The following is a 22900-nucleotide window of genomic DNA, read 5'->3' on the forward strand; positions in this document are numbered from 1 at the left end:
TTATTGTGCTATTATTTTTGTTATAATATAACATAATTTGCTTTGTTGTATTGTCGGTTAATTGTACTTGTACCATTTCGCTTGATTAAGTGTGCTACTTGAGTGTGGAAAAACGCGTTGATAGCCAGCCAAAATATTTGTTATTTAGTTGCTCTCGGCAATTGCTCCTGCTTTGATCTACCTTCTGCATCTGTGCAGTCGTAAATGAGAGTTTTTTTACGCAGGTATTTCCACCTTTAGCCCCGCAAAGCGATTAAGTATTGTTGCGGATTAGTATTTTTAACCACCTTGCTATTTTGTAATGTAGTTTTCATCCTAAAGCGCTTTAGTGTAGTGGCTAAAGCGCTTTTTATAACGAATACATGAGTTTATTAAGCCACCCATCGGCCTTCGATGGTTTATAAATTAACACAATGTCTTCATTGTAATGACTGTTAACCCCCTTTACAGTTAATTTTGTAAACCCTAAATCATCAATCACAAAATTTGGTAAATACGCCAACGCCAAGCCATTTTGTACTACCTCTATCAATGCACTGTAATCGCTACATCTAAATACAATATTGCGCGGTGCAATATCGTCTTGCCAGCCGTCGGAGCCTATTCCTTGCTCAAGGCCGCACAATGGCGAAAACAGCGGGCATGCAAAAGCTGCGTGCAGTAATTGGTTTTTATTAAGCGTTAAAGAACCAGTTTGTACTAGCTGATGATCAGCGGCTCCAGCCAAACTAAACCCTGTATTAAATAAATCAACCGTAACTAAATTAGCGTGTGAGCTATTATTTAATGCCTCGCGAGTAACTAGCGCAATATGTGCAGCGCCTGATGCAACTTGGCTTATGGCTTCACCTTCAAACACATTATTAATACGTACCGAGCAAGCCTGGTTGCTAAGGGGAGTAAGTAACTTTTTTAAGCCACTTTTAAGTAAAATGGCAGGGCCAGCAATAACTGCATTAAATTTATGATTATTGCTTTTAAAACGGCTAATAAGCTGCTGGTAATTATGAACTAAATCACTACTGTGCTTAACAAACTCTTTGCCTTTATCATTAAGTACTAAGGTTTTGCCCACACGATTAAACAGCTCAGTGGCTAAGTTTGCCTCAACCTTTTTTAGCGTTTTAGACAGCGCCCCAGGAGTAATATTAAAATGCTTAGCGGTTGTGTGCAGGTTTTGCGAACTCGCCATATGAATTACTTTTTCAATGTCATCTAAATGCATAGCACCAAACCGTATTGATTAAAAGGAAACAACTAACAACTTATTATCGATTATTTATATATAAAAATCAGCTTATAGTGGCGCTATATTTATTTTTGAGCATTAACATGAAACACATACTGCTATTTTTTATTTTATTCTCGAGCGCAGCACTTGCGAGCGACCCTCAGCACAGTGCACACAACACACATAAAGCCCACAGCTATGTGGGGTTTCATGGCATGGTGCTTATATTAGCCGGCGATAAAATACTTGCCAGCCACATGCCTTTATACGCCCGCCCACACAACTACCAAATAGTGTACGAAGTAACTACAGATGACACCCACCTTAAAATAATTAAAAAGGCACTGAGCGAGTCACAAAAAAAGCAATCTCAGATCACCATTTTACCCACTAAATTTGATTTGAATTTATTAATAAATAAGATGACACCCACATTAAATACCACTGTGTTTAATGGCCATTTTGAGCGTGGAGGCACAGCTCTGTTTTCGACAAAGCTGACTTTTAAAAACCCGCTATACATTAAAAAACTCGCTGTAAAAAAAACCACAAAAGCAGAGTTTGATTTAATAAAGCTATCTGCAGAGCGAGGGGTGGTAATTCATAAAATACAAAGTAAACCAAGCTATGACTCGTTAAGCTTAGTGCCACTTACTAAAGGTGAATATAATGGGGAGTTAATGTGTGATGCAGCAGTAACCACAATGCTTGCAAGTAAGCTAAAGGCCTGTTTTAAAAGCGTACCAAGCTATTTAGAAACAAAAGATTTATCGGTTAATTAAAAATTCTAGCAGAGCTTTAGCTTAAAAAGCGCTGCTATATAAATTACTTCACGTTAAGAGCATATACATTTGCCAGAACGAATTCGCCGTTTAACAATTTTATTTGCGTTAAAATGCGTGAGTACGCATCGCCTTCAAATTCATCGAGCACATGCCAGTGATCTTTTAAATTAGTTGAGCTAAACACATAACCTTTTATCTCTTGACCTGTTTCGTCTAATACCAGTGCAGGAAAGCCCATTTTGGCGCCCCAGCCCTCGTTAATTAAGTTGCCAACCACACTGCATTGCTCAAACGTACCGCCAATATTGGCAAGAATATGCTCGTCGGATGCCCTGGGCATAAGGTGCCATATACAAATAACGCTTCTAACACGTAAACTCCTAAATTAAGGCTAATGATTATGTTTAACTAAGCTAAAGCTTAACTAAATATGAAAAAACTCACGAGTGAAATTTTACTCTTACAATGACACCCACCTTTAATATTGTTCTATTTAACTTTACCTAAAAACTTTAGAAAACTTAGTTATAGTAATACCTTAGGTAATTTGTTAAAAGTAGATAAATGAGCGTTAAGTCGGCAGAAATATGCGCGATGAGCACACTATTGAATTGTTATGCAGCTATGAGTAGCCTGTAAATATCGGAATATTAAAAGTGATAAAGTTAATTGGAATAGCGCTGCAAGCTTTTGGGATGCGAAGTGCTAAACAAAAAGAAAAAACTCAAAGAGTAATTGATTATATTGATACTTGCCTTGAGCACATGGAGAACATCATGGGCTACAAAAAGGACATAAATGAGGCAAGTGTAGAGCAGTCTAGAAAGTTTCTTCAGAGCGCATATCATGAAATGGCTTCTCAGTTAAACGGTGTAGCTACTCCTATTGAGTGTGACATAATTAAAAACTCGATTGCAAGTGCTCGAATTTACTTTCATGCAGTTAAAGAAGGTAAAGTGGTCAATAAAAGCCTTATAATAGATTATGAATCACGTTATCAACTTTATATTAATCATAATTATGATCAAAATAAATTCCGACAAAACTCATATGAAACGTTCCTTAGACAGCTTGTCAAAGACAAACGTGAAATTGATAAAAATTATGTCGAAATGGAGTTACAAAAAATAAAGGAGGTCTGCCAAGAAGATGTAGCAAGAATAATGTCTTTAAGAGAAATACTTAAAACTCGAAAAGCAGCTGCATAACAGGCCTTAAAGTCGGATTCGTAACAGTTTGCTCGATTCCACTTCGTTTCACATTTTAGCAAACTGTCGCTCACCACTTAAGGTGGCGTTATAACTCAAGGAGAGAGTATTTTGCTTTTCAAATACCTAGAGCCCGATAGAATTGATGTTTTAGCCTCTGGCCATATACGTTTTACTCAGCCAGCCGATTTTAATGATCCTTTTGAGTTTCGACCAGTAATTTCGTCAGTGGCTTCAAAGGAAGAATTCGATAAGGCTATGGATGAAGATCTTAAAACAATGGTTCAAGAAGAACTTCAAAAATTCCCTTCAGAAATACGCAAACAAATTTCACCTGCACAGCTAGAAGCAGTTACACGTAAATTATATGAACAGCATTGGCCTTCTTTGGAAACCAAATTTAAAGAAATGGGCATTGAAACAACTAGAGTTTTTATTGATAAAGCAAACACATTAATTGGTGTTCTTTCTCTAACGGAAAAAAACGACAATCTTCTGATGTGGTCGCATTACGCGTATTCTCATAAAGGGTTCTGTATCGGGTTTGATAATACTTCACCCTTCTTCAACAGAAAGAGAAGCGAGGTCGATGAGTTTTATCATTTGCGTAAAGTCACATACAGTAAAATTAGACCCTCCAAACTTTTAAATCAATTGAATGGTGTCGAGCTATTTTTAATTAAGTCACAGGCTTGGGAATATGAGCAAGAATGGAGAATGTGTGCTGCATTGGAGGATAGCGAAAAGACTATCAGCACAACAACCTCCTTACCGATACACCTATTTCAATTTCCTAACTCAGCGGTTAAAGAGATAATTCTAGGTGCATGTATAGAAAACAATGTAAAAGAAAACATTTTAACGGTGGTAAGAAAAAATTATCCTCACGTAGCGATTAAACAAGCAAAAATATCAAATGAAGAGTTTTGTCTTGAGTTCATAGAGTTATAACAAGTGAATAAGGTTACAACCGTCCGCTCATGGCACTATTTAGACACTCGACAACTTAAAATATTGATAATAATTGGCAAGATATTTTGCTTTAATGATTAGTTTTTTCGGCGGCCACAATGGCCGCTAATATGGTTTAATACTAATCAAAGGCACATACGTACTTATTGCGCTGTTTGTGTGATTATAAACCCACTATGGCGCTGCGCCTTTCCATTAAAACTACATTGCGCCACACACCATTTAATTTACCTAGTTTCTCTCGGTTTCCAACCTGCCTAAAACCATTGCGAGCATGTAAAGCAATACTATTAGTATTTTCAGGGAAGATACTGGCTTGTAGCATCCATATACCGTTGCTTTCTGATTCATTAATGAGTGCACAAAGTAATGCGTGCCCTAAACCTTTACCTTGGGCTTGGTTTGCAACATATACACTTACCTCGGCAACGCCCGAGTATACCTCACGGCTAGAAACGGCAGATAACCCGGCCCAGCCAAGCACCTTTTCATCCTCAACAGCTACAAGACGACAATAGTTGAGCATAGAACTATTCCACTGTTGCCAACTTTTCGCTTCAGTTTGAAAGGTCGCGTTGCCGGTATCAATACCTTGCTGATAAATATTTTGAACGGCTAAAAAATCGTTCTCTGAAAATGATCTTATGATCACAGTATTTCCTTTCAACTATTATTATTCCTTAAAATTAGCGGTCTACTTATCAATGAGTTAACGGCTAATTTTAATAACCGCTAACATATCGTCGTCATCCTCATCGAGGCCAACTTCTTCGAAGCCAAAACTTGTATAAAAGTTTTTAGCAACAGGATTTTGCGGGTTATAACAAATCTCGATTTGTTTAAGCTTAGGAGTTGCTTTAATCTCTTCAATTGCCATAGCCAGTGCTTTGCGCCCAATGCCTTTATTTTGATGAGTTTGATCTACCATAAAGCGCCAAATAGAAACCTTTGTAGGGGTTTCTTGTACCCACATAAAAAAGCCTACTGGTACACCATTTAAGTAAATAGCTTTACAGGTATACCCGCTATTGTAGTGCGCCTCTATTAATGACCACATATTGCATGCCACGTATTCTTCTTGTGTTTTAGCAACCTCTAAATCGCATATGGCTTCGTAGTTATCGGCGGTGATGTCTTCCAATGACAAATTCATGTTTTTCCTTTAGAGAGACTTTGTGTAATTAGTAAGCTACCAATGAATGTACCTATAATCAATCAAATGAAGAGATTGATTTTTATACCCCCCTAAATTAGCCAAATTAATAATCTACAAGTCTATTTAAAACAAAAAGGCCGCTGTAAATAAATACTGCGGCCTTTGTTTTTAGCTAAACTTTTTTAAATTAGCTACGTTTAGTAAGCGCCTGCGCTGTAAATAAGCTCGTAGCTGTGGCTGTAAATCTCAAGGATGTTACCAAACGGGTCTTCCATGTAGATCATGCGGTACGGCTTTTCGCCAGGATAGTAGTAACGTGGCTCTGGCATACGTTTTTTACCACCTGCTGCAACAATACGATCCGCTAAGCCTTCAACATCTGGGTCTTGTACACAAAAATGAAAGATACCGGTTTTCCAGTATTCAAAGTTATCTTTAGGGTTTTCTTGGTCTTTAAATTCGAAAATTTCTACCCCAATTCGGTCGCCTGTTGAAAGGTGTGCTATTTTAAATTTTTCCCAATTTGGACCAAATACATCGGTACACATTTCGCCGATGGGGCTGTTATCTTCAGTGATCACGGTAGGCTCCATTATGGTGTACCAGCCCATCACCTTAGTGTAAAACTCTACGGCTTTTTCAACATCTGGTACTGAAATACCAATGTGCGAAAAACTACGTGGATATGTATGACTCATAATCTGTCCTCTTTAACGTGTGGCTTGTTTTGTAACGAGTTGATGGAGTTAGTTTACGAACCATGCGTTATTAAGTAAAATTATCATTAATCATCATTTTGAGTATGTTTTGCAATGATAAACCCGACATGGTTAAACACGTTTTGCACGTTGGTTGAGGTAAATCATTTTACCCAAACCGCCGAGCGCTTATTTATGACCCAATCGGGCGTAAGTCAGCATATAAAAAAACTAGAGCAGCAAGTAAACTGCGCGCTATTAGAGCGCCACGGCAAACAATTTACCCTTACCGTACATGGGCAAAACTTGTATCAACAAGGCAGCTTGTTATTAAAAGAATGGCAATTTTTAGAGCAGCAATTAAAAGATGACTCGCCTTACAGCGGTTTAGTAAAAATACAATCGCCTGGTAGTTGTGGGCTAAAGTTTTACAATCAACTATTAGCAATGCAAGTAGAGCACAAGGAGCTAGTTATAGATTACCGCTTTGCTCCAAATACCAGTGTTGAACAAGCGGTGGCAAATCATAGTGCCGATATTGGGTTTTTAACTCAAGCGCCAACACTTAGCGAAGTTACTAGCCACAAAATTGGTAAAGAAGCTTTATTATTAGTAACACCTGCACATATTAAAAACCCAACGTGGGAGGTTTTATGTGAGCTTGGCTTTATTGGCCACCCCGATGCAAAACACCACGCGCAGCTATTACTTAGCGAAAACTACAGTGAGTTTGAGCATGTTGATCAAATTAAGCAAACGGGGTTTTCTAACCAAATAAGTTTAATACTGGAGCCGATAAGTTTAGGGTTGGGTTTTACGGTTTTACCTGCGCATGCTGTTAGCGCATTTAATAAACCCGGACTGATAAAAACGCACCACTTAGCTAATCCGATTAGCGAAAATATTTATGTGTGCCATCACCGTAATAGGCCAATGGCAAAGCGCATGAATACAGTAATTGAAGCAATAAAATCAGGCTAGGGCGCGTATAAATGCGCCCGTAAAGCCCCTTTACAGCGTTGGTTTTTGATAAGGCTCAAAAAAGGGGCTCGTTTTTAACTTACTAATTTGGTTTTTAAATCAACTAAATCGGTTGCCGTGGTGGTTGGCTGAATTTCCCATGGATCAAAAATAGAATCCTCAGAACGCTTTATCCACGCACCGCGCATGCCATGCGAAATAGCGCCGGTTATATCAAACGGGTTACTCGAAATAAGCCACGTGTTTGCACCCGTTGAATTTGCCTCGCGTAAAAAGTGGCTGTAAACACCTGGGTTTGGTTTAAATGTTTTCATATCGTCGGCGCTTACAACACCTTCAAAATAATCACTTATGCCTGCCGTTTCGAGCAAAGTATTTACCGCATCAGCAGCGCCATTAGAAAATGCAAACAACCGGTAATTTTGTGCTTTAAGTTGCTCAAGCCCTTTTTTAACATCGTCAAAGGCGGGTAAAATTTTATATTGCTCAAGCAATTGCTGTTTTTGTTCATCAGAGAGTGGAGTTTTATGCGCTAGGCAAGCGTAGTCTAACGCCTGTTTAGTACACACTGAAAACGGAACATAGTTTTGCATTAAGCCGCGCCTAAACGAATACTCTAACTGTTTTTCACGCCATGTATTTGAAAAGTTTTGCGCTTTATCGCCAATCATATTTTCAAGTAAAGATAGAACGCCGTGGGTGTTTATTAGCGTGCCGTATACGTCAAATGCGAGTGTGGTTGCCATGTTTGCTCCCAAAATTTAAGTTACTTGTAGCCTAATTGTTTCGAGCTTAACTTACTTTGAACGACTGCTCAACGTTGTTAATTTGTTATATAAAAAGGTACAGCAACAACACCCGCGCTATAAACGCTAACAGAAACCCCGCAACATTTTAATTAAAGAAACAGCGCTTTCAAACCCGAGATACTCGCTCGTTTTAGAATGGCTAGAACGGCTGTTGAGCTTATAAGTGCTAGTTATAAATCAAATTAAGTAATAGCTAAAAGTAGAGGGTTACTGATTTATCTTATTCCTTTAGACTTTGTCTAATAGGCAAAATAAGGATAACGGGTCGGTCAATAAATTTGATGTCAGAACTGAGACTTTACCCCTTTTGCTTCTTATACATTTTGAAAACTATATTAATTTTATAACCTGAACTATAAATAAGTATTGTCTTTATCGTTGGATTCTTATTATGAAATATAAGGTAGTAACCATATGGTTTTTAACATTCTTTATTGTTGGGTGTGAACTCGAGGGAGATGATGGAGTTTCCGGAGCACAGGGGGAATCTGGTCCTCAGGGTATAGCAGGGCTGAGTTGTTGGGATTTAAATGAAGATGGAAATAAAACCATGCCTGATGAAGATACAAACTCCGACGGCGTTATCGATGTATATGACTGTCGTACCATTATAGATTTAAGCCCCACAAATACTCTTGTAAATAGCACTACGCAAACAATAACAAATCAACACACTCGACAATCCTATTCTTCTGCATTTGCATTAGGCATTACATTGTTTACAGGTTCAAGTGAGGACTATGAAAATGCGACCGTCGACGGCAATTGGCATGCACTAGACAATTTAGCAGCAGATCCTATCCAAGACCCTTGTGGGCTATGGAAATGGGAAAGTACCCCTGGAGGGTCTTATAAACTACAAGCAGAAAATGCAGTGGCTTATAACGTTAGGCATATGCTTGCAATTGCATTATATTCATCAGATCCAGCAGAAGATGCACATTTTGGTTTTGAACAATGTCAAAATGCATGCTTATCAGATAATAACTGTACTGGCGCGTTTTACTCTGTAGAGGACGGCACTAACAACTCTTTGAATTGTAAACTGCTGCGTGATGTGGGATTTGAGATAGACAGTGCGACAGAGTTTTCCGGATTTCAAACTGAAGAAATAGGTTTCGCTTCGGCAAATATTCAAAATAGTCCGATATATATTGGCGTCATTAGTGTTTGTGAGTAGTGCTCTAAAACTTTTTATACGAGTGGGCACGATAATAAAGCTAGGTTAAACAATGCTCATCAAGGAGCATCGTTGAATCTCAAAGTGATGAGCAAAGTGGCACTTCAAACCTGATGTATTAGCAATTCATCTTTTTCCGACTTTCTACTTAATAAGTAATTGGATTTCCAACATCTAAACTGAAGTAAAAATTATTTTCGGAGTTTAAAAATGAAGAACCAAAGAGGCTAGAAGTGTAAATCTAAACTTCAGATATTATAGCTTCTACCTGTCTGCTGATGGCACTCTCCAGCCCATTGAAAAAACTAGCGGCTTGGTTAAGTTTATTTAATTACGCTAGATTTTGTAGCATTCACCCAACCAATATTCAACGAACTTAAGACCTTTCTCCTGATATCTTTCACCTTTAACCTTTCACCTCTAAATTCAGCTGTAAACCCCCGTTACATTTTGATTAAAAAAGCCACACCTAAATATTTGTTAATGGGTGGCTTTTTTGCAGCAGTTGTAACTAAAAGTTAAGCTACATTCGCTGCTAATAGCTCGTTACGTACTAGCTCTGCGCCTTTGCTTAGAGCGTTTAGTTTGCCGTTAGCAATATCACGCGGTAGGGGTGCCATGCCGCAGTTGGTGCAAGGGTAGAGTTTATCGGCATCTACATATTTAAGCGCTTCGCGAAGGGTGTTGGCCACCTCTTCAGGGGTTTCTATAGTATGGGTGGCTACATCGATTGCGCCTACCATTATTTTTTTACCGCGAACGAGTTCAAGTAGCTCTATGGGTACCTGTGAGTTTTGGCATTCGAGGGAAATAATATCTATATTCGATTTTTGCAGCTTAGGGAATACTTCTTCGTATTGTCGCCACTCGGTGCCGAGGGTTTTCTTCCAATCGGTGTTGGCTTTAATGCCGTAGCCGTAGCAAATATGCACGGCGGTTTCGCATTTTAACCCTTCTATAGCTCGCTCAAGGCAGGCTATGCCCCAGTCGTTTACCTCGTCAAAAAAAACGTTAAAAGCGGGTTCATCAAATTGAATTATATCAACCCCAGCGGCTTCTAGCTCTTTGGCTTCTTGGTTGAGTATTTTAGCAAATTCCCATGCTAGTTTTTCACGGCTTTTATAGTGATCGTCATACAGGGTGTCGATCATGGTCATTGGCCCAGGCAGTGCCCATTTAATTGGTTGGCTGGTTTGCTGGCGTAAAAACTTAGCGTCTTCAACAAATACCGATTTAGTGCGAGACACAGGGCCAACCACTGTGGGTACGCTGGCATCGTAACGGTCGCGAATTTTAACTGTTTTACGGTTTTCAAAATCAACGCCATTTAAGTGTTCAATAAAGGTGGTTACAAAGTGCTGGCGAGTTTGTTCGCCATCGCTGACTATATCTACGCCTGCAGTTTGTTGCTCGTGCAGAGTAATTCGCAGGGCGTCGTGTTTGCCATCAACCAGCTCACTGCCTTTTAGTTTCCACGGTGACCATAAGGTTTCGGGTTCGGCAAGCCATGACGGTTTTGGCAAGCTGCCTGCTGATGAAGTGGGTAATAGTTTTTTCATAATAAATGCTGCCTTTAATTTTGCTGTGTGATTAAGCGATACTTGCTGAGAACTGCTGCAGTACTGATTGATAAGGCTTAATAAAATGCTGCTCGGTAAATTTGCCTTGCTCAACCGCTAATTGACCTCGCTCTGCGCGGTCATACACAATTTGCGTTAACGAATGGTCGTCATTTTTTAAATTAGGTTTGTAACGGCTACCTGCGGCGGCATTAGCGTTATAAATTTCTGGACGATAAATTTTTTGAAACGTTTCCATAGTGCTAATAGTGCTAATTAGTTCAAGGTTGCTGTAGTCGTTAAGTAAGTCACCAAAAAAGTAAAACGCTAACGGTGCAACGCTGTTTGGTGGCATAAAGTAGCGCACTTGTAAGCCCATTTTTTTAAAATATTGCTCAGTTAACGACGACTCATTAGGCTGGTACTCTACGCCTAAAATAGGGTGTAAGTTTTCGGTTTGCTGATAGGTTTTGTTATCAGACACGCTTAAACAAATAACCGGTGGCTTTTTAAAGTGCTGTTTATAGGTATTTGAGTTTACAAAGCATTTAAACAACTTGCCGTGTAAGTCACCAAAGTTATCAGGGATACTAAATTGCGGTTTGCTTTTGTTATGCTCAAGCAATAACACACTAAAATCGTAGTCGCGCACATACGATGAAAAGTTATTACCCACCATGCCTTCAATTCGCTCGTTGGTTTGGCGGTCAATAATATTGGTTTTTAATACCTCAATTGACGGAAATGCCTGACCACTGCCTGCAATGTCTAAATCAACCGAAATGATCTCTAGCTCAACCTCGTAACGATCCCCTTGTGGGTTATCCCAACTGGCGAGTGCATTAAAACGATTGTTGATCATTTTTAGGGTATTACGCAGGTTTTGTTGGCGGCTTTCACCCCTTGCTAAATTAGCGAAATTGGTTGTAATACGTGTGTTATTTGATGGGTGGTAGTTTTCATCCAAGCTAGTGCTTTTAATAGTAAATGTAAGATCAGTGCTCATAGCCATATCCTTTCAATTTGAGTGGTTACTGCTTTTATTAACTGGTTGTTAAAACGACATAACGGTTAAGCAGTAGTGATGCTTTGCAGAGTTAATGAATTTATACGCGGTATGCAGCATGAAGAAAAACGGGTTTATTTCAGGTAAAACATGAGACAGATTCACGCTTGAGTGAATTCATTAAGTTAGTAATATTGATTAGTTGCTGATGAGGGGTACAACTCAATTTAGACGTCTAGATTTCTATTTAATAAAGTAAGCTATGCAGTTTATTCATATAAAACCTGAATAATATTCAATGCTTTTAGAACGTGCTTATCGTTTGTACTGACAGGTCTGCCATTTAATAAAGTCTAATTAATTTAATGACTTAAAAGTCACAACCCACGTTAAAAATTTAATATAAAGCTAAATGAGGAAATGTTTATTTTTTAAATACAATTTAGTATTTAAAAATAGGGCGCTTAGTTAAACACATTGATAACTACGTGACGAGTAGCGCTAAGCTTACGTTGTTTGAGCGTGCTTTATAAATTCATCGTAAATACTGTCTTTAATAAGCCTGTCGGGCGTAAAGGCATAATAATGCTGATAAACATTTTTAATTGTACCAATATAATTAACGTCGTAGTGACGCTCTACTTCGGCTCTTACCGAAATAGGCGCAGGGAATATGCCAAACCCTTGTTCACCTAACGACTTCATTAATGCGCTGTCGTCGACATGGCCAGCTATTGTCATTTCAATCTTATGTTCTTGCAGCCAATAATACATAGCACGCGCAACGGGGCTTTCTTTTGCGGGGAGCACTAAAGGCTTGTTATTTAAAGATTGCGGAAACTGCTTATGTAGCTGCGTATGCCATGTTTTGTTTCCAAAAAGAGCTATTTGGCTTTTGCCTATTTCATGGCAAAACGCCTTAAACGATAAAGTGGTATCGAGCGGTTTATCGGCTAACACTAAATCAAGCTTATGAATCGCCATTTGTGCAAGCAGTTCATTTTGCTGACCGTCAATACAGTGTAAGTTGGTAATACGGTCGTTATTAATTAGAGGGGCTAGCCACTTTGACACCAGTGATTTGGGCAACACATCTGAAATACCGACCTTTAACGTTCGTGAATAGTGCGTGGTATCACCTTGCGTGGTTTCGAGCCATTCGTGAGCAATAGCAAACATATCATTGGTGTATTGCTGGGTTACATGGCCAAATTCCGTTAACTGTAGACCTCGCCCTTGGCGAACAAACAGTGGTTTTCCTAGTCGTTGCTCTAAGTTAGTAATTTGTGAGCTGACCGTTTGCGGCGTTAAATTAAGTATTTTACTGGCCGCTGCAATACTGCCGTGCTTACTTACCTGCCAAAAATAATATAAGTGATTGTAGTTGATGTTGGTAATCATTCGAAAATACCTGTTTTAAAGTAAGAAATAATCAGCTTTTTCCTTTGCCTCTAAGTTAGTAGATTACAGTCATGCCTGCAACATAGGTACTATTAAAAGGTGTAATTGCATGAAGCTAAAACTTACAGTTAAAAACAAGATAATTAACGCGAGTGAAAAGATGTCGCTTTTAAAGCTGATCAAAACACAATTGGCAAAACATGCTTTAAATATTCGCAAAGTGGAGATTCAAATAAATGATCTTTCGAGTGATCGCCACGGCACTTTACAGCAGTGCAAAATTAATATTCTTTTACCTGGGCTACCCAGTATTAATGTACATACAAAAGGACGAAGTATGCTGCAAGCGATAAAGCGTGCACTTAAAAGTTTGCAGCACATTCTCGTTAATAAGTATCAACCTTCGCAACCAAGCTCTTAATATCGCACTTGTAGTAGCAAGGATGCTACTTTTTTAATGTATCTCTAATTCCAAGCTGTGTTTAGTATTAAACAATTCAATTATTACCATTGAGCAGTATTCTTGTTCCTTTAATCTTTAAATCCAGCTGTAAACTCCCATTACATTTTGATTAAAAAGAGAGTGAAATTTTCAATTACCTAAATTCATAGTTTATTGTGAATTTATTAGGTTCATGTTTATTAATTTAGTAATTCACAAAATACTGTGAATTTACCTTTTACTGAGTTAACTTTCGCTATAATTCACAAAACATTGTGAATTATTAGCTTTCTTGTACTTTTTTAACTATTATTCACAAAACACTGTGAATTTTGGATTGGTAATGGAAGTCACGATAAAGTCAGCAAAACAACTAGGTAAATTGGCAAGCATTGTGAGGAAAAGCCAAAAGCTTGACCAAAAAACTGCGGGAGATTTCTCCGGTATTAGTATTAATACAGTGAGTGACTTTGAAAATGGCACAGGTTCGTTATCAATCGGCCGCGCGTTTGATTTAATGGAAGCTTTAGGCTTAGAAGTAAAAATAGACGTGGTTGTACCTCAACATGATGAAAAGGCTAAAAGTAAATTACTAATGCAAATCCAGAACATGGTGGCTGGCAATGAATAATAGATCACTTGATGTTTATGCTGGCAAACAGCTCATGGGCCAATTAAAAGATAGTAACGGTTTTTGGTCATTTAAATACGATCAAGATTGGCTTAACTCAGCTAATAAATTTGCAATAACTCCCAGCATTCCATTACAAGATCAAATCATTCTTGATTCTGGTACTACGCGGCCTGTGCAGCAGTTTTTTGATAATTTACTGCCAGAAGAAAATGCACGTGAGTTATTGGCAAAAGAAGTGAAAGTGGATCACGAGGATTCATTTGCTCTACTTACTGCATCCGGTATTGAGTCTGCTGGTGCTTTAACGCTATTACCAGAGCATGTCGATTTTCCAAGCCCTAGTGCAATACCGTTACCTTTTGCCGAGCTATCTAGGCGAATTAAAAACTTACCCAGAGCACCGTTAAATATCCGCCAAAGTAGCCGTATGTCACTTGCTGGCGCGCAGCATAAAATGCTAGTTATTAAGCTCGGCGATGAATTATTTGAAGGAAATGAAGGCACACCTTCAACTCATATACTTAAACCCGATCATTCTGAGCCAGACCAATATTGGCAAACGACATGCAATGAATGGTTTATGATGAAACTAGCGGGACGATTGGGGTTAGATGTACCCAATGTAGAACTTACTTATACGCCCGAGCCGACCTATTTGGTTGAGCGCTTTGACCGTGCAGGAAGTTATCCTGATCAAGAGCGTAAGCATATTATAGATAGTTGCCAGTTATTAAGTTATAGCAGACATTCCAAATATTCTGCATCAACGGTTGAAACATACCAAAAAATACTCAATAAGGTACGGCCTAAAGCAGCAACGGCCATCAAGTTATATCAATGGGTAATTTATAATTTATTAGTCGGAAATGGAGATGCGCATTTAAAAAATATCAGTTTTTATTACGAAAACGGATCTGCGCAAATAACACCGTTTTATGATTTATTAAGCACCATTATTTATGCCCCAGAAGGTGGTAACCCTCTAAAAGAAGCCTTATCCGTTCCTATCAATGATAAAAAACGTTTCTGTGATGTCAACAAAGTTGATGTTATCGCTTTTGCAAAAGAACTTGGTATTCCAAGCTCTGCAGCAATAAAACAGCTAAGTTATTTTGTAGAAAATATAGAAAGTGAATTTAGTAACTTATACCAAGAAATTGCTAATATGCCACCTGCTGATGTGCGCGCAGCGGAATTAAGAATGTTAAGACAAGTGCAGTTTTTAGTAGTTAAAGAAATGGTTGGGAAGTTGAGTTAAACTATGTTTAATGGCAACACACGACAAAACTTGTTTAACCTATGATTTGGACACGTATTGCTAAATTATACTATTGAGCATGTCCTTATCACAAAGTGCTATTGAAGCAATACAAATGACGAAAGCTGTACTGACCATTAAGGATAACAATATGAGGGAAAAGCATGCCCATTTCACCGCATCAAAAGATTATTAATACAATTGTAAGAGAAGCATTTAAACCAATAGGTGTTAAAAGAAAAGGGCAATCAAGAATCTGGCTTGATGATAATGGCCTTTGGACAACTGTAATAGAATTCCAGCCATCAAGGTGGAAAAAAGGCTCCTCTCTCAATATTGCGGTATGCTTTCAATGGTATCCAAAAGAACATTACTCGTTTGATGTAAGCTTTTTTAGAGAAATAAAGTTTGTTGAGTTTGAATCAGAAGAACAATTTAAACATCAAGTTCAAATATTAGTAGATGAAGCAAAGCCTATAATTTCACACATTAGAAATTTATTTTCCGATAAAAAATCTTTGAAAGAGCATGTAATTAACGAGCTCAGTGACAATAGCTCTATTTGGTCAAAATATAATAGAGGTATGGCATGTTTAGTGAGTGGTGACATAGACCAAGCTATACAGTTCTTCCAACAAGTTACTGACGATATTGAGGACAGAGAGTGGGCTAAAGAAGTAAAAAGTATAGCTCAAAAATTATTAGAAATACGGGCATCAGAAGAGAACTATTTACCTTTTATCGAGAATTTAGTTAACAAATCTAGAGAACTAAAAAAATTAAAGCCTTACAGTATCTCTAAAATATAAAAACAATAACTAAAAGGCCATGGGTCATTTATTACTCAGCCAATACCTACAAATTTTTGTTGGGTTTCGTTGCTCTCTACCCAACCTACGCTTTGTAAACCCCCGCACCATTTTGATTAAAAAGCCGCACACTCATAATTAGTATGCGGCTTCAGTCTTTTACTTTTTTAAATCGATTACTTGTTTAATAAATGCTTTTCAAAAAAGTCGGCCATCATAGTATGGTAATGCAAAGTGGTGCCTTTGCCTTCACGTAGGCTGTGTGAGCGGTTAGGGTATGAGAAAAACTCAAACTGCTTATTATGCTTTACAAGCTCGTCAATTAATCGCTCTGAACCTTGGTAATGCACGTTATCATCGCCTGTGCCATGAATAAGCAGTAGCTTACCAGTTAGGTTTTTAGCAAAGGTAATCGGCGAGGTGTTATCGTAACTCTCTGGGTCTGTATTTGGGTTGCCCGCATAACGCTCTTGGTAAATGGTGTCGTACAAACGAATGTCTGGCACGGGTGCTGAGGCAATGCCCACTTTAAATTTATCACCGTGGCGGAACAGTAAGTTAAGGGTTGAACTACCGCCCCCTGAATGCCCCCATACGCCAACACGGTCGGTGTCTATTACATCCCAACGTTTAGCCATAGCATCTAGGGCGTCTACTTGGTCTTGCACGGTAATTGAGCCAATTTTTTTATAAATTGATTTACGCCAATCGCGGCCTTTTGGTGCACGTGTACCACGGTTATCAATCGATGCCACAATAAAGCCTTTTTGCGTTAACAGTGATTTATACAGGTAACTGTTGCCTTCCCAGCGGTCTTGCACGGTAGAGCCCCATGGTTCGCCGTATACGTAAAACACAATTGGATATTTTTTACTTTTATCCATGTTCTCTGGGAACATAATGTAGCCGTCAAGCTCGGTACCATCTTGCGCGTTTACTTTAAAAAACTCATGGTTTGGTAAGCTTTGCTCAGCCAGTTTTTGTTTAAGCTTTGTATTTTCAACTAAGGTTTTTACATTACTATGATCGCTCACTTTAATGATCTCTTTAGTCGGTGGCGTACCAAATTTAGAGTAAGTGTGCATTGCCCATGAGGCATCTTTTGACATGTAGTAGCTGTTTGAGCCTTCAAAATCAGCAGGTGTAACCCGTGCCGGTTTGCTGCTGCCATCAAGCAGTGTGCTGTATAAATAACGCTGACCAGGATCGTTTGGCGAGGCAATAAAATACATTACGTTTTTATCTTCATTAATGCTCAGCATATCAATAATGTCGTAATTGCCTGGGGTTAGGTCGATAATAGTTTTGCCATCGCGCGATACACGGTAAAGATGGCGCCAACCGTCGCGTTCGCTATGCCAAATAAAAAACTCGCCGTCTTTTGACCAGTTGGCTTTATAAAACCATTCGATAAACGCATCGTCTTTGTCTTCTAAAATTTTAGTCAGTTGCTGCTTTTGCCAATCAAACAACCACACTTTGTTATGGCTTTGTGGGCGGTTTAAGTCTTGGATCATTAATTCCTTACCAGTGCCTGCCCAGCTAATACGCGGAATATAACGGTCGCGGTTATCGCCTTCAAGCTCAGCCCAACGGGTTTGTTTGTCGCTAAGGCTTACCACACCAACACGCACGGCAGAGTTGGTTTCACCTGCCTTAGGATAAGGGAATTTTTTAAGGGTAGGGTAGAGCTCGTCGGTGTTGTTGATCATAGTGAAAAATTTAACGTCACTGGTATCAAGCTGCCAATAGGCGATTGATTTGTTGTCGGGGCTCCAACGAAAACCATCAGCAATGGTGAATTCTTCTTCGTATACCCAATCAAAATTACCGTTAACTATGGTGGCGCTGCCATCGGTTGTAAGCGCTGTTACATCGTTACTGCCAACCGATTGCATGTAAATGTTGTTATCGCGTACGTAAGCCACTTTTGAGCTATCTGGCGAGAACTTAGCAAACATTAACTTAGTTGGCTCAACGTCTTTACCACCAAGTTGCTGTAATTGGTTAGTCTCAAGGTTAAGTAACCAAAAGTCGCCTCGGCTGCGTGAGCGCCAAACTTGCTCACTGTTGGTAAATACCATCAGCCACTTACCGTCTTTTGACCACTGATAGCTTTCGATTGCAAATGGCTCGTCTGCGCCCTCTGGCAACAGCTTTTCAAATTCAACCAATACTTTTCGGCCTGTGCCGTCAGCATTATAAAATACAATGTCGTTGCCTTTTACGCCGTGTTCTTTTTCATCATCGGCGTTGTTATCGTCTGCTTTTTCTTTTTCGCTTTCGCGCTCTTCAAGTACGGTGTAGCCGGTACCATCGTCTAGCCACTTAAAGTAAGTGCTTCGCTGGGTTTTAAATTCTTTATCTTTATAAATTTGCGCGAGTGAAAGTGGCGTGTCTATTTCAGACGAGGCTAAAGTAGATGAGGTATTTTGAGTCATAGAACAACCAGATAAAGACAGCCCCGCTAATATAGAAAAAGCAAGCACTGAGGTTTTAAGTATTTTCATGTGAGTCCCTAAAGTGGTATTTACTTACCGCTATTATTTTATGAGTTTTGCAATAAGTTGATTTAGTAATACATACTCGTACTACTAATCTTAATTTATCAAAATTATTGGCTTTATATCAGCACACTTATCGCAAAATAGGTACATTTGAGCCGTATTGCTTTAAATAATAAACAATATTTCACTTTTCACTTTTCACTAACTTATCAGCCTTGGTTAGGCAGTAATGTGGAGTTAAGGCGTATTTAAATATTTTTGTGCCATGTGTACTGCATTTGCTTTGCTGTAAGTTTTGCAAGTTCAGGGCTTATATGTTCAGCGACTAAATGTAAGCTCATATCGATACCTGCCGAAATACCCGCCGAGGTTGTAAACTTATCATGCTTAACCCAGCGCTTATTACTTATTACGTTGAGTAAAGGAAACATCACAGCTAGGTCGTTTATGTCTTCCCAGTGAGTTGTTACATTTTTACCATTTAATAGCTCTGCCTTTGCTAATAAAAATGCGCCTGTACAAACCGATGCAACGACAGGGGCTAACTGAGCTGTGCGCTTTATCCAATCAATAACAGCGGCTTTAGTGAGCTCATTATTGTGAACACCGCCAACCACTAACAATAAATCTATAGGAGGATGATCAGCAAAACTGTAATGGGGGTTTACACTGAAGCCGCCTCTCGCATTGACCGGCTGATTATGTTGCGCGACTAAAAATATATTCCACTCGTGTTTAGCTAAACGTTGAGCAGTACTAAATACTTCAAATGGGCCTGAAAAGTCGAGTACTTCAGCATCATCATATATATAAATACCTATGTTCATTTAGCGTTCCTTCTATTTCAAACGTTTAAATTAGCATGTTTTACATAAAAAAAGCCCACTATTTAAGGGGAAAAAGCGGGCTTAGGGTAGTCATTTAAAGCTTTATGTATAGCTATTTTTTAGCGTTTAACTTAACAGCTTCAATTTTATAGCTGTACTTGTAGTCTAACCATGGGAGCTCATATTCGTACAAGGGTTTACTACCCCACGAATCCGTTCCACCCACACCACGCTGCTTGTAATCTATATTTACAAAAATGTACGGGGCTTTGATTAAATCTGATGGGTGCATATTGCGCCTATTAACTTGTTCAGTACTCTTATCGTAGTCGTGCATATCGTAGAAAGATGCATTAAAGCCAATTAAGGGATCGCCAGAGAACTTGACACCAATTCCTTTATCATCATAAAACGTAACGTACCGTACATCCGTTTTGTGACCGTTTTCTTGCGGGCGAACATACGGTACACGTAAAGAGTCAACGTCAGATTGATATAAGCCAACAAAAGCCGATGACTTACGATCGTCGTAGTTTTCGTGAGGCCCTCGGCCATACCACTGTACGTTTTTAAAGTTCTCGTTCACAACAAACTGCATACCTAATCTGGGTAAGGCTGAATACGAATTATGAGGTGCAGCATAAAAGTAAACATCTACATCAACTACGCCATTGCCATTTATTGTGTAAGTTGTGAAGTACCGACTTTCAACGTTATTTAATGTGTGCTCTGTTTCGACTTTGTATTGTGTTGAGGATACTTTTTTACTACTAAAACTAGTCAGTGTTGTATTTGATCCCGCGTGTTGCCACACAGCAAACGAGTCACCATATCCCTTTTGCGGTAAATCATTATCGGTAGGCGCACGCCAAAAGTTAGGCTGCACAGGTTGGTCTACACTATTGGCTAGTAATGGCTTTCTAAAGACATTAATTTCATTTAATAAGCCTGTTTTTTTGTTAAACGTAAATTGAGCGTTTTTAGTAGAAAAAGCTAAAGAATTTTCAGAATCCTTTACTTTTAACGAGGCTGATTTTGTATTATTAGTCAGTGCAAAGCCTGTTAATGCTAGTTGCTCTGACGCAACCACATGACCCGTTGGCAATGTATTTTTAGCGTTTTTGAGAACGGCTTGTACATTTAAAAAATATTCAATTCCTGCTTTTAGTTTTGTTTTAATTGGCAAACTAACACGCTGAGATGTTTGTGGTTTGGCATTAATACCAAGGTTAGCACCTTGCTCTACTTCAACACCGTTGGCCATTAGCTGCCATGACAAAGTAAAGTCAGACAGGTCGGCAAAAAACTGTTTGTTAATTACATTTATTTCGTAAGGTGTTTTGCTCGTTAACTCAAAGTCGATGTTTTGCTGTACTTGTTTAACCTCCCACAAATAAGGGTAGGGCGTTCTGTCGGCGTAAACTAACCCATTTGCAGCAAAACTTTTTGCGCTTACTGCAAATGGAGGCTCTAAGTCGCCACCATATGCCCAAAAAAGCTCACCTTTACTGTTTTTCATGGCAAAAGTTTGATCGACCCAGTCCCAAATAAAACCGCCTTGTAGCTGTGAGTATTTTTCAAAGGCCTGCCAATATTCTTCAAGGTTACCTAACGAATTACCCATTGCGTGCTCGTATTCAATTAAAATCATGGGTCTTGATACATCATGCATTGTTTTAGCATAGCGAATAGCCGATTGGATTGGCGCATACATTTGACCGTATACGTCGGTGTGGCGCCTTAACTGTGCTTGTTCAGATACAACTGGAAACCCTGGGGCTTGACGCTTTAGCCAATCGTACGACGCCTCTAAATTAATACCATCGCCCGATTCATTACCCAGTGAGCGCATTACAACCGATGGATTATTTTTAGAACGGTGATACATGTTTGAAATGCGATCTATGTATGCATTTTGCCAACTAAGCTTATTTACCAAGTGTGCCGAGGGGTCGTACTTACCTTGGTTTGCGGCTCCCATTCCATGTGACTCAATATTAGCTTCGTCCATAACGTATAAGCCATATTTGTCTGCAAGGTGATAAATGTACGGATCTTGCGGGTAATGAGCCATTCGTATTGCATTAATATTAAAGGCCTTCATTAATGCAACGTCTTTTTCCATAGACTCTTTAGAAACGACGTGCCCTGTTTCTGGGTCGTGCTCGTGTCTATTTACACCTTTAAATAAAACTGGTTTGCCGTTAACTAAAATATTACCATTTTTTAATTCACTGCTTCTAAAGCCTATTGATTTTCCAATCCACTCAACAACCTTATCATTACTATTACGTAAGCCTATTTTTAATTTATAAAGGTTAGGAATTTCAGCACTCCAAGGCAGTACATCATTTACTTTAAACACTGTTTTTACTTGCGTACTTTGTTGTTTTTTTATTTTAGGAACTGACAATGTTTTAGTACTCATTACCTTATCGTTTGCGTCTAAAAGTGAAACGAGTAAGTCAAAGTTAGTTTGGGTTTGCTTAGTGTGGTTTTGTACTGTTGTGGTTAGCGTTAGTTCACCGTTTGTGTAATTGTCAATCAAAGTGGTATTAGCTTCAAAATCACTTATACGCACTTTTGGCGCTGCATATAAATATACATCGCGCTCAATACCACTCATACGCCACATGTCTTGGCATTCAAAGTAAGACCCTGTTGAATAGCGGTAAACTTGTAATGCTAAAGTATTTTCACCTTTAGAAACGTATGGCGTAATATCAAATTCGGCGGCAGTTTTAGAATCTTCGGAATAACCAACTTGCTGACCATTTACATAAATATAGAACGCAGACTTTACCGCCCCAAAATGAATAAGGATTTGTTTGTTATTCCAGCTTTCGTCGATGTTAATTATTTTTCGGTATGAGCCAACAGGATTATAGTAACGCGGCAGCTCAATTTGCTCAGTATTAGGTATTAAACAGTAGTGAGAGTGATAAAAAGGAGAACCGTAACCATTTAGCTCCCAATTGGCAGGGACGGCTATTTCATCCCAGCTTGCGTCATTGAAGGTTACTTTTTCAAATCCATTTGGTTTTCTACTAGGCGAGTCAACCCAGTTAAACTTCCACTGCCCATTTAGTAATTTATAACTATCTAACTGCCAAGGCTCTAGTGTAAATGCGTTTTGCTCATTTGCTGTAGGATAATAGAACGCGCGGGGTGGGAGTTTATTTACTCTAAATATACTTGGATCCTGCCAAGCCTGAGCAACTTGCTGTTCTATTGCAATGCTTGGCAAGCTAGTTATTAATAAATAGAGTCCCCCAAAGCATAGAAGCTTTTTTAGATAACCTTTAAGCCGCATCCTGTTCTCCTTTAATTTTTTTATCATATAAATATGCTAATTAAACTTTAGCGTATTTTTAACAATTAAGAAACCTAATTAATAGAGACTACAACGGCGGCTATGGGGACTATTTCTAATCAAC

Annotated in this window: 21 protein-coding genes; 9 read left to right on the forward strand and 12 right to left on the reverse strand. The window is 38.8% G+C overall.

Going from position 1 to position 22900, the window contains the following annotated elements; translation table 11 throughout:
- Window positions 1–349 precede the first annotated feature (349 nt).
- Window positions 350–1225 (reverse strand): LysR substrate-binding domain-containing protein, encoded by an 876-nt coding sequence (locus R0J88_RS04220; RefSeq protein WP_410899187.1) that lies wholly within the window; start codon window positions 1223–1225, stop codon window positions 350–352.
- Window positions 1226–1332: 107 nt separating this feature from the next.
- Here R0J88_RS04220 and R0J88_RS04225 point away from each other — a divergent pair, with 107 nt between their 5' ends.
- Window positions 1333–2013, forward strand: coding sequence for a hypothetical protein (locus R0J88_RS04225; protein WP_410899188.1), 681 nt, complete (start codon window positions 1333–1335; stop codon window positions 2011–2013).
- 43 nt (window positions 2014–2056) lie between these two features.
- Here the strand turns inward: R0J88_RS04225 and R0J88_RS04230 are convergent, their stop codons facing one another.
- Entirely contained in the window at window positions 2057–2356 is a 300-nt protein-coding gene (locus R0J88_RS04230) for a gamma-glutamylcyclotransferase family protein (RefSeq protein ID WP_410899189.1), read from the reverse strand.
- Window positions 2357–2672: 316 nt separating this feature from the next.
- On the opposite strand from R0J88_RS04230, the gene R0J88_RS04235 reads away from it, so the two are divergent.
- Together R0J88_RS04235 and R0J88_RS04240 are read left to right on the forward strand one after the other, a co-directional pair.
- Entirely contained in the window at window positions 2673–3224 is a 552-nt protein-coding gene (locus R0J88_RS04235) for a hypothetical protein (RefSeq protein ID WP_410899190.1), read from the forward strand.
- Between the two features lie 111 nt (window positions 3225–3335).
- Entirely contained in the window at window positions 3336–4175 is an 840-nt protein-coding gene (locus tag R0J88_RS04240; RefSeq protein WP_410899191.1) for a DUF2971 domain-containing protein, read from the forward strand.
- 184 nt (window positions 4176–4359) lie between these two features.
- Here R0J88_RS04240 and R0J88_RS04245 read toward each other — a convergent pair whose 3' ends face one another.
- The 3 genes from R0J88_RS04245 to R0J88_RS04255 all read right to left on the reverse strand — a co-directional run bounded on the left by R0J88_RS04245 (window position 4360) and on the right by R0J88_RS04255 (window position 6050).
- Entirely contained in the window at window positions 4360–4848 is a 489-nt protein-coding gene (locus tag R0J88_RS04245) for a GNAT family N-acetyltransferase (RefSeq protein ID WP_410899192.1), read from the reverse strand.
- Between the two features lie 57 nt (window positions 4849–4905).
- Window positions 4906–5349 (reverse strand): GNAT family N-acetyltransferase, encoded by a 444-nt coding sequence (locus R0J88_RS04250; protein ID WP_008130523.1) that lies wholly within the window; start codon window positions 5347–5349, stop codon window positions 4906–4908.
- 200 nt (window positions 5350–5549) lie between these two features.
- Window positions 5550–6050: a lactoylglutathione lyase family protein gene (locus R0J88_RS04255; RefSeq protein WP_008130525.1), complete on the reverse strand. Its 501-nt coding sequence runs from the start codon at window positions 6048–6050 to the stop codon at window positions 5550–5552.
- A gap of 114 nt (window positions 6051–6164) precedes the next feature.
- On the opposite strand from R0J88_RS04255, the gene R0J88_RS04260 reads away from it, so the two are divergent.
- A complete protein-coding gene (locus tag R0J88_RS04260; RefSeq protein ID WP_008130527.1) occupies window positions 6165–7031 on the forward strand; it encodes a LysR family transcriptional regulator in 867 nt (288 codons plus the stop codon).
- 74 nt (window positions 7032–7105) lie between these two features.
- Here the strand turns inward: R0J88_RS04260 and R0J88_RS04265 are convergent, their stop codons facing one another.
- The gene (locus tag R0J88_RS04265; RefSeq protein WP_410899193.1) at window positions 7106–7777 is read right to left on the reverse strand and encodes an HAD family hydrolase; all 672 of its coding nucleotides are present in this window, start codon (window positions 7775–7777) and stop codon (window positions 7106–7108) included.
- Window positions 7778–8231: 454 nt separating this feature from the next.
- Here R0J88_RS04265 and R0J88_RS04270 point away from each other — a divergent pair, with 454 nt between their 5' ends.
- Window positions 8232–9020: a hypothetical protein gene (locus R0J88_RS04270; RefSeq protein WP_410899194.1), complete on the forward strand. Its 789-nt coding sequence runs from the start codon at window positions 8232–8234 to the stop codon at window positions 9018–9020.
- A gap of 518 nt (window positions 9021–9538) precedes the next feature.
- Here the strand turns inward: R0J88_RS04270 and R0J88_RS04275 are convergent.
- From R0J88_RS04275 to nhaR, 3 genes are all read right to left on the reverse strand, one after another.
- Window positions 9539–10579, reverse strand: a complete 1041-nt coding sequence (locus R0J88_RS04275; protein ID WP_410899195.1) for a methionine synthase — start codon at window positions 10577–10579, stop codon at window positions 9539–9541.
- Between the two features lie 31 nt (window positions 10580–10610).
- Entirely contained in the window at window positions 10611–11585 is a 975-nt protein-coding gene (locus tag R0J88_RS04280; RefSeq protein WP_410899196.1) for a DUF1852 domain-containing protein, read from the reverse strand.
- Between the two features lie 507 nt (window positions 11586–12092).
- On the reverse strand, window positions 12093–12986 hold the full coding sequence (nhaR, locus tag R0J88_RS04285) for a transcriptional activator NhaR (protein ID WP_410899197.1): 894 nt from the start codon (window positions 12984–12986) through the stop codon (window positions 12093–12095).
- A 109-nt stretch (window positions 12987–13095) separates the two neighbouring features.
- Between nhaR and R0J88_RS04290 the strand changes: the two genes are divergently transcribed.
- The 4 genes from R0J88_RS04290 (at window position 13096) to R0J88_RS04305 (ending at window position 16129) form a co-directional block, all read left to right on the forward strand.
- Complete coding sequence (locus R0J88_RS04290) at window positions 13096–13407, forward strand: hypothetical protein (RefSeq protein WP_039037334.1); 312 nt, start codon at window positions 13096–13098, stop codon at window positions 13405–13407.
- A gap of 364 nt (window positions 13408–13771) precedes the next feature.
- Complete coding sequence (locus R0J88_RS04295; protein WP_090495002.1) at window positions 13772–14059, forward strand: helix-turn-helix domain-containing protein; 288 nt, start codon at window positions 13772–13774, stop codon at window positions 14057–14059.
- On the forward strand, window positions 14052–15320 hold the full coding sequence (locus R0J88_RS04300; protein ID WP_410899198.1) for a HipA domain-containing protein: 1269 nt from the start codon (window positions 14052–14054) through the stop codon (window positions 15318–15320). The genes R0J88_RS04295 and R0J88_RS04300 overlap by 8 nt, the downstream gene beginning before the upstream one ends.
- 164 nt (window positions 15321–15484) lie before the next feature.
- Window positions 15485–16129, forward strand: coding sequence for a hypothetical protein (locus R0J88_RS04305; RefSeq protein WP_276755614.1), 645 nt, complete (start codon window positions 15485–15487; stop codon window positions 16127–16129).
- 176 nt (window positions 16130–16305) lie between these two features.
- Here the strand turns inward: R0J88_RS04305 and R0J88_RS04310 are convergent, their stop codons facing one another.
- From R0J88_RS04310 to R0J88_RS04320, 3 genes are all read right to left on the reverse strand, one after another.
- Entirely contained in the window at window positions 16306–18639 is a 2334-nt protein-coding gene (locus R0J88_RS04310) for a S9 family peptidase (protein WP_410899199.1), read from the reverse strand.
- Between the two features lie 245 nt (window positions 18640–18884).
- Window positions 18885–19463 (reverse strand): DJ-1/PfpI family protein, encoded by a 579-nt coding sequence (locus R0J88_RS04315; RefSeq protein ID WP_410899200.1) that lies wholly within the window; start codon window positions 19461–19463, stop codon window positions 18885–18887.
- 112 nt (window positions 19464–19575) lie between these two features.
- Window positions 19576–22776, reverse strand: a complete 3201-nt coding sequence (locus R0J88_RS04320) for a glycoside hydrolase family 2 TIM barrel-domain containing protein (protein WP_410899201.1) — start codon at window positions 22774–22776, stop codon at window positions 19576–19578.
- Window positions 22777–22900: the final 124 nt, after the last annotated feature.

The sequence above is a fragment of the Pseudoalteromonas sp. SIMBA_162 genome, assembly GCF_046535955.1.
Taxonomy (GTDB): Bacteria; Pseudomonadota; Gammaproteobacteria; order Enterobacterales; family Alteromonadaceae; genus Pseudoalteromonas; species Pseudoalteromonas marina.